This is a genomic window from Zhengella sp. (genome assembly GCF_041397485.1).
Taxonomy (GTDB): Bacteria; Pseudomonadota; Alphaproteobacteria; order Rhizobiales; family Rhizobiaceae; genus Zhengella.
In genome coordinates this window covers 343,633-358,981 of sequence record NZ_JAWKWO010000003.1, presented here as the reverse complement: position 1 = coordinate 358,981, position 15,349 = coordinate 343,633, and the positions used below count along the sequence as shown (strand labels likewise).

13 protein-coding genes are annotated in these 15,349 nt (G+C 60.6%); 6 read left to right on the top strand and 7 right to left on the bottom strand.

The annotated features are described in order from the left end of the window. Positions 1–22 precede the first annotated feature (22 nt). Both R3D65_RS11350 and R3D65_RS11345 read left to right on the top strand, forming a co-directional pair. Positions 23–169 carry a hypothetical protein gene (locus tag R3D65_RS11350; protein ID WP_371275328.1) on the top strand — a complete coding sequence of 49 codons (147 nt, stop codon included), beginning with the start codon at positions 23–25 and terminating at the stop codon, positions 167–169. A 174-nt stretch (positions 170–343) separates the two neighbouring features. After that, positions 344–481: a hypothetical protein gene (locus R3D65_RS11345; protein WP_371275327.1), complete on the top strand. Its 138-nt coding sequence runs from the start codon at positions 344–346 to the stop codon at positions 479–481. A gap of 78 nt (positions 482–559) precedes the next feature. Here the strand turns inward: R3D65_RS11345 and R3D65_RS11340 are convergent, their stop codons facing one another. Beyond that, positions 560–1,717: a carboxylate-amine ligase gene (locus tag R3D65_RS11340; RefSeq protein ID WP_371275326.1), complete on the bottom strand. Its 1,158-nt coding sequence runs from the start codon at positions 1,715–1,717 to the stop codon at positions 560–562. A 181-nt stretch (positions 1,718–1,898) separates the two neighbouring features. Between R3D65_RS11340 and R3D65_RS11335 the strand changes: the two genes are divergently transcribed. Continuing rightward, complete coding sequence (locus tag R3D65_RS11335; protein ID WP_371275325.1) at positions 1,899–2,894, top strand: GlxA family transcriptional regulator; 996 nt, start codon at positions 1,899–1,901, stop codon at positions 2,892–2,894. Positions 2,895–2,903: 9 nt separating this feature from the next. Here R3D65_RS11335 and R3D65_RS11330 read toward each other — a convergent pair whose 3' ends face one another. After that, on the bottom strand, positions 2,904–5,138 hold the full coding sequence (locus tag R3D65_RS11330) for a putative bifunctional diguanylate cyclase/phosphodiesterase (RefSeq protein WP_371275324.1): 2,235 nt from the start codon (positions 5,136–5,138) through the stop codon (positions 2,904–2,906). On the opposite strand from R3D65_RS11330, the gene R3D65_RS11325 reads away from it, so the two are divergent. Continuing rightward, positions 5,124–5,378: a hypothetical protein gene (locus R3D65_RS11325; RefSeq protein WP_371275323.1), complete on the top strand. Its 255-nt coding sequence runs from the start codon at positions 5,124–5,126 to the stop codon at positions 5,376–5,378. The genes R3D65_RS11330 and R3D65_RS11325 overlap by 15 nt on opposite strands. Before the next feature lie 30 nt (positions 5,379–5,408). Here the strand turns inward: R3D65_RS11325 and R3D65_RS11320 are convergent, their stop codons facing one another. From R3D65_RS11320 to R3D65_RS11310, 3 genes are all read right to left on the bottom strand, one after another. Further along, complete coding sequence (locus R3D65_RS11320; protein ID WP_371275322.1) at positions 5,409–6,239, bottom strand: DUF1194 domain-containing protein; 831 nt, start codon at positions 6,237–6,239, stop codon at positions 5,409–5,411. 149 nt (positions 6,240–6,388) lie between these two features. Next, complete coding sequence (locus R3D65_RS11315; RefSeq protein ID WP_371275321.1) at positions 6,389–7,666, bottom strand: class I SAM-dependent methyltransferase; 1,278 nt, start codon at positions 7,664–7,666, stop codon at positions 6,389–6,391. Positions 7,667–7,836: 170 nt separating this feature from the next. Further along, the gene (locus R3D65_RS11310) at positions 7,837–10,398 is read right to left on the bottom strand and encodes an FAD-dependent oxidoreductase (RefSeq protein ID WP_371275320.1); all 2,562 of its coding nucleotides are present in this window, start codon (positions 10,396–10,398) and stop codon (positions 7,837–7,839) included. 199 nt (positions 10,399–10,597) lie between these two features. Here R3D65_RS11310 and R3D65_RS11305 point away from each other — a divergent pair, with 199 nt between their 5' ends. Beyond that, entirely contained in the window at positions 10,598–11,689 is a 1,092-nt protein-coding gene (locus tag R3D65_RS11305; protein ID WP_371275319.1) for a GNAT family N-acetyltransferase, read from the top strand. A gap of 26 nt (positions 11,690–11,715) precedes the next feature. Then, positions 11,716–12,606 (top strand): hypothetical protein, encoded by an 891-nt coding sequence (locus tag R3D65_RS11300; RefSeq protein WP_371275318.1) that lies wholly within the window; start codon positions 11,716–11,718, stop codon positions 12,604–12,606. Between the two features lie 27 nt (positions 12,607–12,633). On the opposite strand, the gene R3D65_RS11295 is transcribed toward R3D65_RS11300, so the two are convergent. Continuing rightward, complete coding sequence (locus R3D65_RS11295; protein ID WP_371275317.1) at positions 12,634–13,869, bottom strand: hypothetical protein; 1,236 nt, start codon at positions 13,867–13,869, stop codon at positions 12,634–12,636. A 3-nt stretch (positions 13,870–13,872) separates the two neighbouring features. Next, on the bottom strand, positions 13,873–15,348 hold the full coding sequence (locus R3D65_RS11290; RefSeq protein WP_371275316.1) for an aspartate aminotransferase family protein: 1,476 nt from the start codon (positions 15,346–15,348) through the stop codon (positions 13,873–13,875). Position 15,349 lies beyond the last annotated feature (1 nt).

The following is a 15,349-nucleotide window of genomic DNA, read 5'->3' as shown; positions in this document are numbered from 1 at the left end:
CAAGACGGAAAGGAGACCTCCCATGACAGTCCGCCGCACCACGATAAGCACGACGATTTCCCGCGCCGCCGAGCGGTATCGCCGCTACCGTACACAACGCATTCTCGATGCCCTGCCCGGCGAAATACAAAAGGATATCGGCTATTTCCGCGCAGACCACATGGCCTGAGACACCGGTTTCAACAGCCCGGAGAAAGGGCCGTCAGCAAGGTCGCGTGGCGGCAATTCCGCGTCGCTTCCCCGCCAGAAGCCCGTATCCCTTCGCCATAGAGACAAGCAACCAGACAGGAGGGACGCGCTGTCACAGATGCATCCTGGCCAGGTCCGGATATGGAGACGAGAAATGTTCAACCTTCGCCACTACATGCAGCGCCTCGAGGCGCATCGCACGCGCGAACGCACCCGCCTGATGATCGAGCGGCTGCCGGAGCATCTGCGCAATGATATTGGCAACCCGCATCTCGACCGGGCGCGTCGCTGATGAAGGTCTTGCCAGCCATGAGTTGAAACGCCGCTCTCCCGGGCGGCGTTTTCACGTCAGGCGTTCGCTTGCAAGAGGTCAAAGCCCCTCGCCGAACTCATCTGCCAGCGACTGCACGACCGCGCACAGGGCTTCCTGACGGTCCGCCCCCTGCCCGATCGCGGATGTGAACACGGCACGCTGCCGGTCAGCCGAAGATCCACGCTCCTGCATGGTGCGCAAATGCCGGATTTCCGATTCGCATCCGAAATGGGCGGCATCCTCTTCCGTCAGTTCGATCATTTCCTCCAGAAGATCGCCGAAGGGCACAACCGCACGCCTTCCGAAATCGATCAGTCCCTCCGCCATCCCGTAGCGCTGCGCGCGCCACCGGTTCTCGCCGAGCAGGAAACGATCGTAGATGCGCCAGCGCTGGTTCTTCTTCCTGAGGCGCGTGAGTTTGCGAATGAGGCAACGCGCCATGGACGCTATCGCAATGGCGTCATCAAGCCGCGGGCTGACATCGCAAATCCGCGTTTCCAGTGTGGGGAAGCGCGACGACGGCCGGACATCCCACCAGATTTTCGTGGCATCCTCGATAAGCCCGCAGCCGGTCAGCAGCCCGAGCGAACGCTGGTATTCCGCGAAGGAGGCGAAGTCCGGCGGCATGCCTGTCCGCGGCAGGTTGTCGAACACGGTCAGCCGATAGGAAGACAAGCCGGTGTCATCGCCTTTCCAGAAAGGCGAGGAACACGACAGCGCGAGCAGATGCGGCAGAAAATAGCTGAATTGCCCCATGAGGTCGATCCGGGCCTCATCATCGGCAATGCCGACGTGGACATGCATGCCGCAAATCAGCATCCGGCGTACGACGCCCGCCAGATCCCGCTCCAGTCCGCGATAGCGTTCCTTGTCGGTAAAGTGCTGCTTGTGCCAGTCGGCAAAGGGATGGCAGGAGACCGCCAACGGCTTCAAGCCATAACGGCCGGCCACCTCCATGATCGTGCGGCGCAGATGCGCAAGATCCGAGCGCGCCTCGGCCGAGGAACGGCAGACGCGGGTCCCCACCTCGATCTGGCATTGCAGGAATTCCGGAGAAACCTGGCTCTCCAGTTCCGCCGCGCAATCGCGCATCAGGGCATCCGGAGCGGCTGCCAGATCGAGTGTCTGCGCATCGACGAGGAGATACTCCTCCTCGATTCCCATCGTGAAATCTTCCCCCTCCACGCGACACCCCCTGCCTTTCGTTGCTGTCATGGTGACCATGTTCGGCAATTTGCCAGAAAGTTCAATCTGACCGCTTGACTCAGGACAACAAGACCCCCAAAGCGCCACTTGACCCGTATGGCCTGATCGGTTGAAGTCGCGTCTTCCGCCTGCTTGCCGTGGTTGTGCAAGCAAGAACAAGTTCGAGAAAACGGGAGTGGGCAGGATGGACATGCAATCGCCACGTACGATCGTTTTCTTCCTCGTTCCGGAATTCTCCATGATAGCCTTCACGACGGCCATCGAGCCGCTCAGGCTTGCAAACAGGATTCTCGGCGAGGAAGTCTATACCTGGCGCCTTACCTCCATAGACGGACATCCGGTCAAGGCATCCAACGGCGTGGAATGCGCGGTTTCGACCAGTCTTGAGCAGGAACGCCGCCTCATGACGGGTGCCGGGCGTCCATCGATGATCTTTGTCTGCTCCGGCATCAATGTCGAAGAGCATGTCTCCAGGGCCGCGAACGCGTGGCTGCGCGAAGAGGCCAATCGCGGCGTCATGGTGGGTGGTCTTTGCACTGGCGCACATATCCTTGCTTCCGCCGGCCTGCTGTCCGGCAAACGGGCCGCGATCCACTGGGAGAACCTGCCGGGCTTTGCCGAGGCCTTCCCCAAGGTCGATGTCCATGCCGACCTTTTCGAGGTGGATGGCAACATCTGCACCTGCGCAGGCGGAACTGCATCGCTCGACATGATGCTGGACCGCATCCGCCAGGACTATTCCGAGGGTCTGGTCAATGCCGTATGCGAGCAGTTGCTGACCGACCGTGTCCGTTCGTCGACCGATCGCCAGCGCCTGCCGCTGCGCGCTCGTCTGGGCGTGCAGAACTCGAAGGTCCTGTCCATCATCGAGTTGATGGAGGCCCATCTCTCCGAGCCACTGTCCCTGGTCGAAATCGCCGACCACGCGGGCCTGTCGCGCCGCCAGATCGAGCGGCTCTTCAGGCTGGAAATGGGGCGTTCGCCAGCGAGATATTATCTGGAAATCCGCCTTGACCGGGCCCGTCACCTGCTTTTGCAGTCCAACATGCCGGTTGTCGAGGTGGCGGTTGCCTGCGGTTTCGTTTCCGCCTCCCATTTTTCCAAATGCTACCGTGAGGTCCATGGCCGCTCACCGCAGCAGGAGCGCGCGAACAGGAAGAGCCGGCAGGCAAGCGCCAAAGGCTGATCGGCCGGTTCAGCCGGCGTCGCGCTTGATCGCGCGGCAGGCGGCTTCGGCTGCCATGTGGGCAGCAGGCTTCGGACGCCCTATGAGATAGCCCTGGAACTCGTTTATCCCTTCAAGGCGGAGAAACGCCGCCTGCTCTTCTGTCTCCACGCCTTCGGCCGTGGTCCGGACCTTCATGGACCGCGCCAAAGACACGATTGCCCGCACGATGGCCAGATTCTGCTCCGAACACATCGCGTTCTGGACAAAACTCTTGTCGATCTTGAGCTTGTCGATGGGGAAGCGAACCAGGTAGGAGAGCGAGGAATATCCGGTCCCGAAGTCGTCCAGCGAGATCCTGACGCCGACCGAACGCAGGCGGTGCAATAGTCCGGCCGCATGATCCGGCTCCGCTTCGAGCGCCGATTCGGTGACTTCCAGTTCCAGGCGCGAGGCCGGAAGACCGCTGCTGTCGAGCGCCGTCTTGACTGTATTCAACAGCCTGAACCCTTCCAACTGGCGCGGCGACAGATTGACGGCGACCGCGGCCTGCATGGGCCATTGCGCCGCTTCGAAACAGGCGCGGCCGATGACCCATTCGCCGATCTCGTGGATCAGGCCCGTTTTCTCGGCGATCCGGATAAATTCCGTGGGTGGCACCCGCCCGAAACGCGCGGAGTTCCAGCGCAGCAGGGTTTCATAACAGGTTATCTCCCGGGTGAGCGAATCGACCAGCGGCTGGAAATAGAGCTCGAACTCGTTTCGCTTGAGTGCCGAACGCAATTCGTATTCCAGATCCTGAAGCTTCCGGGCCGTGGCATCCATGATCGGTTCAAAGACGCACCATGCGCCGATCGGCGCACTCTTGGCCCTGTACAGGGCAAGATCCGCATTGCGATGCAGCGTCTCTGCCGTCATCCCGTCTCGCGGGCAGACAGAGATACCGATCGAGCAACCGATCTCGGCCATGCCGGCAGACAAGTCAACCGGCTCTGCCAACACATCGACGATCACCCTCGCCAGCTCTTCCGCGCGCCGGCCGGCATCCGGCCCGGTGACAAATGCACAGAACTCGTCGCCGCCGAAGCGGGCAAAGGTGATGTTTGGTGCATTGAGGCCGGAAAGCCGTTCGGCCACCGCGCGCAACACGTCATCGCCTGCCTGGTGGCCGAGCGTATCGTTGACCATCTTGAACTTGTCGAGGTCAATCGCCAGCAGGGCCACCTGACCGCCACCTGCCTGCACCCCCGCCAGCGCAGCATCGAATGCACGGCTGAAATTCTCGCGGTTTGGCAGACCGGTCATGGCATCATGCATGGCAAGGTATTGCAGGCGGCTTTCCGCCTCGAAGGAATCGGAAATGTCGGAACAGGCGCCACGCATGCCAAGGAACCGGCCGTCGGAGGAATGAACCGGCCGCCCCGAAAGCCTCCAGTAACGCCATTTGCCGGCGATATGAATGGCAACAACGGCTTCCTTGAAAGGTGCTTGCCGCTGAAACGCTGTCAACACATCGCGATGCAACGCCGGCACCCTGTCACCACGGACCACGCTTTTGGGATCGCGCAAACGACGGCCGATCACCTTGTCATCAAACGAATGGCCCTTGAAACGCTCATCAACGAAGAATTGCGGCGAAACATGGCTGAGGCGCCCGCTCTCATCCACTTCCCACATCCAGTCCGAACTGCTGTCCTCGAAATCGCGAAACAGGACAGAAAAGAGTTCCTTTGATTTTTCCTGTTCATATTGCTGGACGAGATGCTGCACGAAAACGCGCCCCGTTTCATTGACCGCATGCATGATCGCGGCAAACAGGAAGGCCAGAAACAAGGCCAGTGGCAGCGCGACAGGACTGCCATCAAGGGAAATCGCTGCAATCAGCCCCAAGGCCATGATGCCCGCAAACGACACGGCTATGGCCGGAATTGCATGAAGTGCCATGGCACCCGACGCCATCGACCCCGTCAGGGCGATTGCCACCAGCAGTTTCTCGGGCTCCGTTCCCCCCGGATAAAGCACAATCGCGGCAACCGACCAGAGAACGCCTATCATGTTCATCTGCCAGCGCGTCATCGAAAGCGACTGGGCATCGTTCATGGCTGTCAGGCCCGGGAGCGGTCCCCGCTCGAACAGGGACTTGAGCGGCACGATCAGCAGCACGGCCAGGAACACCGTCAGCCAAGCGGCGACAAAAGCCCTGTTCCAGGGCCCCAGAACGGCCGCGCCGAGGAAAAGGGCGCCAACCGCATGAGCCAGGATCATGGAACCAGCCTGCTTGCCGGCACTCGCCAATTGCGCCTGCCGCAATCGCCTCACGAATTCTGCATTGTCCGTGGCGGTCCCCGCATGATCGGCGGCGACGAAGTTCAAGAAATTCCTGATTGGCCGATATTCCATGTCCCTGCCGATACCGGTTTCAAAAGGTTACGGCCCGTGGATGACACACAAGTTTATAACATCGGCTTAATCTGGTTGTATTTTAGATATTCATACATCTTATGATGGATCGGGCATTTTACCCTGTTCGGCACGTCAGTTGTCCTCGAACATCTGGAAACGCCTCTGCCAGATCTTCTCGCCCACCATGCAGTCGGAACGCGAATCCACTTCACTTCCTGTGGCAGCCAGCACGACTGGTGCAGGCGAAGGCAGGCCGGCCAGTTCCAGCACGAGCTTGCGGCGGATGGCGGCTGGAAACTGCTCCCAGTCGTCGACAGGCACCATGAACGCCCCGGGGCCTCCAATCACGCAGTCGGCATAGTAGCGATCCAGATCCGGAATATCGAATGATCCGTAAGGCGAGGAATCGAGCGTCATCAGCGGCAAGCCATTGATCACGATCCCTTTTGCGACCGCGTCGTCGCGCGCCTGCGTGACCGGCCTTCCCTGGTTGTTCGGACCATCGCCAGAAATGTCGATGACTCGCTTGAGGCCCCGGATTCCGTTCGCCTCGAACAGGCTGGCTGCCTGGTCAATCGCACCGGATATCGACGTACGCCGCATGCCGCGTCCGGAATTGGAGGTGATCGAGGCGGCGAATGCCTTGGCGTCCGCCATTGAGGCGACAATTGTCCATGGCACCACCTGTCGATGGCTGAAATTGCCGGCCCATTCCAGGTATGTGACGGCAATACGCCCGTGTACGCCCTGCTGGATCGCCTTGACAACGCTGGGATCTGCGATCGCAGCGGCATATCCCTTGCGCTGGATTTCGAGCTCGAAGGGCATCATGGACAGCGATACATCCACCGCCAGAACGAGTTCGACGTCAACAACTTCGTCCTGTGCATCCGCGCGGACGGACGCGGCCAGCACCATTGTCCCCATCAGGAAAGACACAAGTCGAAGCGTGTATTTCATCATGCCATAGTGCCCCCATGTGCAGAAAACCGCCAGCAACAAAGAAAGCTGCAATTCCCGGTCACTCTTTCCCGTACCCGCTTTTCACGCGGCCGCCGCTGAGGGAGCGCTTCAAGCAAGCGGCAATTGGTCCGGCCGATATCGGCGAAACATCAATGTGTTGATGTTACAATCCCTTTCTGTCGCGATTTGCGGCGTTTCTGGCCGCTGTCTTTCTGGCGCAACGCGTCCTCGCTGCCCGGCAAATAGTCACGGGTCAATGGCACTGCCGCCTTGTTGCGGGCGAGCTGGAACTGGAAGACGCAGAGATCGCCCCATCTGAACGATGCTTCGGACGCCACCAGGTAAAATTCCCACATACGGCAGAATCGCTCATCATACATGGTTGTCACTCGGTTCCGCGCATTGGCAAAATTTGCCCGCCAGGCCTTGAGGGTCTCGGCATAGTGAAGCCGCAGGACTTCCAGATCCGTCAGCACAAGACCGGCGCGCTCCACCACCGGTGCAACTTCCGAAAGCGCCGGAATGTAACCGCCCGGGAAAATATGTTTCCGGATGAAGCTGTCAGTGACCGTTGGCGGACCGGAACGGCCGATCGTGTGCACCAGCGCGACCCCATCGTCTTTCAGCAGCTTCGCGATCTTTTCGAAATAGGCGCGGTAGTGGTTGACTCCGACATGCTCGAACATGCCGACCGAGACAATCCGGTCGAACCGCCGCGAAACCTCGCGATAGTCCTGCAATTCGAACCGGACTTGCTGATCGAGCCCCGCTTGCTTCGCCCGCTGGCGGGAAACCTCCAATTGCTCGGTCGACAAGGTCACGCCGAAGACATCGGCTTCCAGGTGCTTTGCGAGATAGAGGGCCAGCCCACCCCATCCGCTGCCGATCTCCAACACCGATTGCCCGGGATCGAGACAAAGTTTGGCGGCTATATGCCGCTTCTTGGCCAGTTGTGCGTCTTCCAGGGTTTGGCCGGGATGGTCGAAATAGGCGCAGGAATATTGAAGGTCCGGGTCGAGGAAAAGCCTGTAGAGTTCTCCCGACAGATCATAGTGATGGCTGACATTGCGCCGCGAGCGCGCCGCCGTGTTGATCTGGAAGAACCGGCGCACCAGGAAGTTGAAGGCCGCGCGCAAGCGCGACGGAGAACCCAGCATGCGCGAATAATCGCCATTCGAAAACGCAATGCGCATGACATCGAGCAGATCACCTTCCTCGACATCGATATCGCCATTCATGTACCCTTCGGAGAACCCAAGCGAGGGATCCGCCATCATCTGGCGCAAGGTGCCCGGTTTTCGGAAAACAACGGTTGCAGGAGCACCTGAACCATCCCCGAAAACATGCAGATCGCCTGAAGGCAATCTCAATTTCAGACTGCCGATCCTGATATAGCGCGCAAGCGCCTTGGCGAACAGCTTTTCCATGCCCAACTCCGAAAACGGTTCCGGACGTCAAGCCCCCTCAAAGCCTTTCCGGGCGACCCGAAAGGCCTTCATCCGCATTAAACGGATTTCTAAAAGGTATCGCATCAGCCGCAGGCGTCAAGGCGTGGGCAGGTTCGCCACGCCACGGTCAGGCCAAGGCGGTCTTTTCCTCAGCTTTTCGGCCGGTTGTTTTCAGGGTCGTACAGCGCATTGTAGCCGACCGCGGCAATTGTTACCGGGAAGGTCTCTCCGAAATACTCGATGGCGAGACTGCGCCCCTCCACGGCATGGGAATGGGGGATGTAGCCAAGTGCGATATTCTTGCCGATGGTCGGCCCGAAGGCAATGGAGGTCGTGTAGGACCGACGTCCCTTCTCGTCAACCAGCACTCCCCCCGTCTCCGGATCGAGGATCGGGCAAGTGCCGACCGGATAACGGGCGACGCCCCGGGCATCGACATTGTCGTCCATGACCAATGTACACAACATGGCCGGCTGATGCGCCCGTTCGCGAAATTTCAGATGCGCCTCCTTGCCGATGAAATCGGCCGCCTTCACCTTTGGTCGCGCAAGCCCGGCTTCGAGCAGGTTGTAGTCGGTCAGCAGATCGGCGTTCTGCAGCCGCAAGCTCTTTTCCATGCGGCGCGAATTGGCATAGGTCTCGACACCGAAAGGCATGATGTCCAGAGAACGCAGCGCGTCCCAGACGGCCAGGCCGTCCTCGTATCTGAAATGCAGTTCCCAGCCCTGTTCGCCGACATAGGAGATGCGGAAGGCTGTGACAGGAACACCGCCAATGCGGATTTCCCTGGTCGTGGCAAACTTGAAATTGGCTGCGTCAAGCTGCGAAGGGTCGTCAACCAGCTTCTGCAGCGTCGAACGGGCATTCGGCCCCCAGACACCGATGCAGCCGAAATCCTCGCTACGGTCTTCCACCGTCACGTCGAAGCCTTTGTCCTCGGCGACCCGCTTCATGTAGGTAAAGTCGCGCGGCCCGGCATCGGCCCCGTCGACCACCCTGTAGCGATCCTCCATGCGGATGACCGTCAGGTCCGCACGAACCCCGCCGCGCTCGTCGAGGAAATGCGTATAGATACCGCGCCCGACAGGCGTGTCGCCGCCGACTTTCGCCGCGCACAGATATTCCATCAGCGCTTCGTGGTCCGGCCCGGACACGTCATAGATTGCGAAATGGGAGAGGTTGACCATGCCGACATCCTCGCTCATGGCGAGATGTTCGGCATTGGAAACGCGCCAGAAATGGCGGTTGTCCCATTCGTCTTCCCGTACCGGCACCCGGTTGCCGTATTTCTCCAGGAGATGCTCGTTACAGGCATAGCCGTGGGCGCGCTCCCAGCCGCCAAGCTCCATGAAATAGGCGCCCAGTTCCTTCTCCCGCTCCCAGAACGGCGAGCGGCGGATGTTTCGTCCCTTGGAAAAGGGTTCGCGCGGATGAATTGCCGGATTGTAGACCTTCATGGCCGTTTCGGAACAACGGTCATGTATGAACTGCTCGGCAAGCTGGTGCGGATAGAAACGGGCGACGTCGGCCCCGTGGATGTCGATGGGCGTCACGCCGTCGGTCAGCCAGTCGGCGATGAGCTTGCCGACCGCCGGCCCGTCCTTGACCCACACGGCCACGGCATACCACAGCCCCCTCACTTTCTGGCTTTCGCCCAGCGAAGCGCCGCCATCGGTGGTGACCTGCAACAGACCGTTGAATGAATGACCCTCGTTGTAGCCCAGTTCGCCGAGGATCGGTGTCAACTCGATGGCCCGCTCCAGCGGTTCCAGGATCTGCTCCATGTCCAGATCACGCTGTGAGGGCGAAAGACGCGCCTCATGCTTTTGAAGCAGGTCGCGCGGATGGACCAGGCGCGGCTCCTTTTCCTCATAGTAGCCCCACTCGATCTGCCCGCCTTCCGGCGTCTTCGGATCGCCCGTGTCCCGCATATAGGCGGAATTGCCCTGGTCGCGCAGCAAAGGCCAGCCAATGTCCTTCCCCGTGCCGGCGAATTCGTTGTAGGGGCCGAAGAAGGTGAGCGGATGGTCGATGGGCATGACCGGAAGATCCTCGCCTGCCATGGCAGCGATCATGCGTCCCCACAGCCCGGCACAGACGATGACATGGTCGGCCATGATCGTCCCGCGCGCAGTCTCGACGCCCCTGATACGCCCGTCCTCGATCACCAGCCCTGTGCAAGGCGTGTTGGCGAAGACCTTGAGCTTGCCGGTCGCTTCGGCCTGGTCGACCAGCTTGCCGACGACTGTCTGCGAACGCGGCGTGACCAGTCCGGCATCCGGATCCCACATTGCCCCCTGAACCACGCTTTCTTCGAGAAGCGGAAACTTCTCCTTGGTTTCGGCGGGTCCGATCATGGAAACGCGTGTTCCGAACGCCTTGCCCGATGCCACCTTGCGCTTGAGCTCCGCCATGCGCTCGTCATCGCCCACGCGGGCAACTTCGAGACCGCCGACGCGTGCGTAGTGACCCAGCTTCTCGTAGAAGTCGATGGAATACAGTGTCATCCAGGTCGACAGCAGATCATGCGACGTCGTGTAGCAGAAGTCGGACGCATGGCTGGTCGAGCCGATATCGGTGGGAACCGACGAAGTATCGATCCCGACAATATCGTCCCATCCGCGCTCGATCAGGTGATGGGCGACACTCGCACCCACGATCCCGCCCAAACCGATGATGACAATCCGCGCCCGCTCCGGAAACCTGGCCATACCCGCTGCTCCGCATTTGAAGAACCCATTTGCGCGCCAGCATAATCACCGCCTCGCACAACCCAAATCCTGTTTGCGACAATTGGAAAACCTGCCGCGACTTGGCGCGTGTTCGAAACCGATCCGCTTGACCGTCACGGCAACCTTTTCTTCAGGCGCTCCGGGTAAAAGGGTAATTCGGGATATGGGTATTTGAGCGATGTTGGAACCGGACAGGCTGGCCCGCGACAGAAGCGCCATCAAGGTGGCGGCGATACCGCCCGGCCAGGCCCTCGGCCCGGACTTCGCGCGGCTGTTCAATGCCTCGGATGCGACGGCATTCCAGCATCCGGCATGGCTTGACACCTTCTACCGCACACTTGCACCGGCGCGCGGTGCTGAACCCGTGCTGGTGACGGGACACGCAGGGCCTGTCCTTGTCTTCCTTCTGCCGATGATTCGCCGGCGCTTGAAAGGCGTCACCCTGCTTGAGGCAGCCGACCTTGGCGTCAGTGACTATTGCGCGCCTGTGGTCGATCCGGCATGGCGTGGCGACATCGCAGCGCAAGCAGGCTTGCACAGCGCGGTAGCCCGCGCTTGCGGACCGCACGATATCTTGCGCATCAGGAACATCCGCCCCGAGCACGTCCCGCTCTGGCAGCTGTTCCTTGATGCGTCGGCCAACAGGCTCGATTTCTCATCCCATGAAACGGCGCTTCGGTCCAACTATGCCGAGTGGAGCCGGGCATCCTATTCCGCAAGCTTCGCCAAATATCTGAAACGGCGAAAGAATCGCTTCTTCAGGATGGACGGCGCGCGCCTTGTGCGCATGAGCGATCCCCTTTGCGCTGCCCGGGAAATCGAACTGCTTGCCACCCTTCGCGAGGGTCGCTTCAAGGGCGACATGATCGCAATGGACGCCGTCCGCCGGTTCTATGCGGAAATCGCCGCCAGAGGCACGACCTCAGGATTTGCCGCCATCTACCGGCTTGAACTGGAGGGCGAGCCGATCGGTCATGTCTTTGGCGTCGAGCACGCCGGCCGGTTCCACTACCTGCTGATCGGCTGCGACTACGAGACCCACGGCCGGCATTCGCCAGGTCTGCTGATGTATGATGCAATCATCGAGGAACGATGCCGCGAAGGCGGCAAGGTCTTCGATTTCACCATAGGGGATGAACCGTTCAAAACCGATTTCGGCACTCGCGCCATTCCCGTTCACGGCATGCAGAAGGCCTTGACGTTGCGCGGCCGCATGGCGCTCGCCTGGCAGAATTTCAGCCGCGCGAACGCCGGTACAGCATCACAATGACGTAAAATCAAAAAGGAGGATGTCCGATGGGTGTGCGACCGGATTTCCTGAAAAATTCAATCATTATTGGCGCTCATCCCGATGATGAACTGCTTTGGTTCAACTCGATCATGCGCCAGGCGGACCAGGTGGTTATCGTTTTCCGCCATTTCTGGGCACAGCCTGAACTCTGTGAACGGCGGAAAGCGGCCATTGCAGAAATTCCGCATCCGCATGTCACCTGTCTGGAGATTGACGAGCCGGGCAGCTATGGCTGCGCGGACTGGACTCAACCAGTCATTGATGAATTCGGCCTCGCCTTCCGTCACACGGCCGCGCTGCGCGACGCCAAGCGTCAGGTAAAGCGTGTCATGAACAAGATGACATCGGATGAGTTGCCGGTGGCGCCGGCACCCATCCGCGACCTCTATGAGGCCAATTACGGCCGCATCCGCGACGCCATAAGACCAATGCTGCACCCGGGCATGAACGTGTTTACCCACAACCCATGGGGCGAATACGGCCATGAAGACCACGTGCAGGTCTTCCGCGTGCTGGAAGATTTGCGCGAGGAGCTCGGCTTCACGCTCTGGATGTCGAACTATTGCACGGAACGGGCCTTGCCCCTTGCAACGCAATACTTCAAGCGGGCACCAGGCGCGTACATACGCCTTGCCACCGACAAGACGTATGCCGAACAGGTCGCCGACGTCTACAGGCGAAATGGCTGCTGGACCTGGGCCGACGACTGGGCCTGGTTCGACGAGGAATGTTTCATGGAAGCCCCGCGGGCCATGGAGAAGGCAGGTCCGCACAGCCACCTCATGCCGCTCAACATTTTCCGGATTGACGAGGAGGTCTCGCAATCCTGGCTCAGGCTGGCCACGACACTGACGGCCACGACCGGTGTTGGCTATCTCATCGCGGAAATGACCTGAGCGCCCGGCTTGGCGGCAGCCGCCGCATCATTGCGGAACATGCGGGACACCCGCCCGCTCTCGCGCCCGATCGCGCGTTTCCGCCAGCATGATCACGAGTGCCGGCACAAGCATCGGGAAATAGGTGCGGCCATCATGCAGCGGAAAGATCATGAACTTGAGGGCGATGGCCCCCATCGCCGCAGCCAGCAAGGCTGTGCGGCGCCGGCCGAATGACATTCCGCCGGATGACAGCAATGCCCATGCCGCCAGCCCCGCCATATAAAGGCCGAGCCAGCTGTTTTCGAAGGCCGATCTGACCAGGTTCCAGGCAAAGGCAATGCCGTAGACTTTCAGCGAGAAATCCGGGCGGAAGTCCTGCATGTTTTCCTGCATGTGATAGGTCGAAAACCACAGATGCGGCCACCAGCCGGGATGGTCCGTCACTGACTGGATACCGGCATAGACCAGCACGCAGGCCGCGAATGCCACTGCCAGCACGGCCGCCCCTCGTTGGCGCCACAGCCAGAACGTGCCCATGAGTCCAGCCACGAGCACGATGGAATCCGGCCGCACGGCGACCGCGAGAATGCCGACCAGCGATCCTGCAATCATCCGGTCCCGGTCCAGAAGCAGGAGTGCCGCCGCCACCAGCATGACATTCAGCAAATCGGGCGATTCCGCCATCGCAAGTGCCGGAAAGCCGGCCACCATGAGGAGCGCAATCACCAGCGGCGCGAGGTTGAGCATGCGCACCGAATGAAGCCACCATGCGAGAATGGCGAACAGACCGGCACATGCCGCGACATTGATCGCATAGCCGGCCTGCATCGCGCCCGTGAACGGAGCGATCCACCGGATCATCTGCACATAGAGCCATTTGACTTCATACATGCCGAGCTGTGAGTAGAAGGCAAGCGGGTCGGTGAACTGGCGGACCCGGTAGGCATCGCCTTCCGCAAGTACCGCGAACCGGTCTGGTTCCGTTCCCAGCCGCACGGCCTCCCAAACGGCATGATGGAGGGCCTGCGGCGTGGCGAAATCGCCCTTCCACGCGGCAGCAAGGTAAGCCACCATGTCCCAGGCATGGACCGGCCGCAACCAGCCGATCAGCATGACCGCGCCGAAGAAGGTGCCAAGAAGCACAAGGCCGATCCACGCACCATGGCGGGTCCAGGCACGCCCGAAGCCCTTGAGAAGCATGGAAATCAGCGCCAGAAGGACCGGCCGCGGGTCGGCGCGGCTGCCTGTCGCGCCAGCGCTGCGTTCGGTTTCCAGCGCCATGGATCAGCCCACCTGGCTCTTGACGAAATCCTTGACGATGCCGACCACACCGCGGCCGAGCAATTCGTCGAAGCTCTCGATGAACGCATCGACATGGACGCGCGTCGCGATCAGCGGCGGCTCCAGCCTGATGACATTGCGGTTGTACTCGGTGAAGGCAACAAGCGTATCGTGGTCCTTCAGCAGCAGGGCCCCGACAAACCCGGAGAGTGAGCCCTTCAGCTTGTCATCCAGCATCGCCACCATCGGCCGCAGCATGGCAGGCAGCGTCTGGCTGAAATCCTGGAATTCGAGGCCGACCATGAAGCCCTTGCCGCGAACATCCTTGATGATCTTGGGATATTTCGCTTGCAGGCGCTTCAGTTCGCCGATCAGGTATTCGCCTGTCGATGCAGCGTTGGCGATCAAATCCTCGTCGTAGAGAATATTGAGCGCCTCGATGGAGGTCACACATGCCTCGCCGATGCCGCCAAACGTGGCCTGGGCATGGATCATCGCGGTCTTGGGGCTGCCATAGGCCTTCATGTAGATGTCACGCCTGGCGATCATCGCCGCCATGGCGGTCTTGCCGCCACCCAGCGACTTGGCAAGCGCCGTGATGTCGGGAACAACGCCGTAGTGTTCAAACGCATAGAAGCGGCCGGTTCGTCCATAGCCGCACTGCACTTCATCGGCGACCCAGATCACGCCATGCTTGTCGCAAAGCGCGCGCAATTGCTGCCAGTATTCCGCCGGCGCCTCGATGATGCCGCCCCCGCCCTGGAGTGTTTCCAGCACGATGGAGCCAATTTCCGGGTCAGCCTTGAAAGCGGCCTCAACGGCCTCGATGTCGCCGAACGGCACCCGGACGGTGTTGTCCACAAGCCGGAACTCGCCACGGTAAAGTTGCCCGTCGGTAATGCCGAGGACACCCTTGGTTTTGCCGTGAAACGAATTCTGCGCATACACGACCTTCGGCCGCTTCGGTCCCGCCGCCCGCTCGGCCAGCTTGATCGCCGCTTCCATGGCCTCCGAGCCTGACGAACCGAAGAACACCATGTCCAGGTCGCCAGGCGAAACCTCGGCGAGATTGTGGGCCAGCGCCGCCGCATATTGCGACATGAAGGCAATGGCGATTTCGTGCCGGTTCTCGTCCTGGAACTGCTTGCGCGCCGCGAGGATGCGCGGGTGATTGTGTCCCAGCGCCAGCGAACCGAATCCGCCGAAGAAATCGAGGATCTTCCGGCCGTTCTGATCGGTGTAGTACATGCCCTGAGCGCTCTCCACCTTCACCTTGTGAAAGCCGAGCAGCTTCATGAAATGCATCTGGCCGGGATTGATATGTGCCTTGAACTCCTCGGCCATGGTCGAGACATCCATGGCCTTGGCATCGGCAACGCTCATGAGATCCGGCTTTGCCAGGGCAACCGGAGCAAGGTCCGGTGTATGGGCCACGGCTGCCTTTGCCTGCGTCGTCTCGGGCTTTGTCATGACGGTCATC

Bases quoted from the DNA above. Each gene is read 5' to 3' on its own strand.
- R3D65_RS11335 (WP_371275325.1), top strand. From the start codon at position 1,899: ATGCAATCGCCACGTACGATCGTTTTCTTCCTCGTTCCGGAATTCTCC.
- R3D65_RS11300 (WP_371275318.1), top strand. From the start codon at position 11,716: ATGGGTGTGCGACCGGATTTCCTGAAAAATTCAATCATTATTGGCGCT.
- R3D65_RS11290 (WP_371275316.1), bottom strand. From the start codon at position 15,348: ATGACCGTCATGACAAAGCCCGAGACGACGCAGGCAAAGGCAGCCGTG.
- R3D65_RS11315 (WP_371275321.1), bottom strand. From the start codon at position 7,666: ATGGAAAAGCTGTTCGCCAAGGCGCTTGCGCGCTATATCAGGATCGGC.
- R3D65_RS11320 (WP_371275322.1), bottom strand. From the start codon at position 6,239: ATGATGAAATACACGCTTCGACTTGTGTCTTTCCTGATGGGGACAATG.
- R3D65_RS11340 (WP_371275326.1), bottom strand. From the start codon at position 1,717: ATGACAGCAACGAAAGGCAGGGGGTGTCGCGTGGAGGGGGAAGATTTC.
- R3D65_RS11295 (WP_371275317.1), bottom strand. From the start codon at position 13,869: ATGGCGCTGGAAACCGAACGCAGCGCTGGCGCGACAGGCAGCCGCGCC.
- R3D65_RS11305 (WP_371275319.1), top strand. From the start codon at position 10,598: ATGTTGGAACCGGACAGGCTGGCCCGCGACAGAAGCGCCATCAAGGTG.
- R3D65_RS11330 (WP_371275324.1), bottom strand. From the start codon at position 5,138: ATGATCCTGGCTCATGCGGTTGGCGCCCTTTTCCTCGGCGCGGCCGTT.
- R3D65_RS11350 (WP_371275328.1), top strand. From the start codon at position 23: ATGACAGTCCGCCGCACCACGATAAGCACGACGATTTCCCGCGCCGCC.
- R3D65_RS11325 (WP_371275323.1), top strand. From the start codon at position 5,124: ATGAGCCAGGATCATGGAACCAGCCTGCTTGCCGGCACTCGCCAATTG.
- R3D65_RS11310 (WP_371275320.1), bottom strand. From the start codon at position 10,398: ATGGCCAGGTTTCCGGAGCGGGCGCGGATTGTCATCATCGGTTTGGGC.
- R3D65_RS11345 (WP_371275327.1), top strand. From the start codon at position 344: ATGTTCAACCTTCGCCACTACATGCAGCGCCTCGAGGCGCATCGCACG.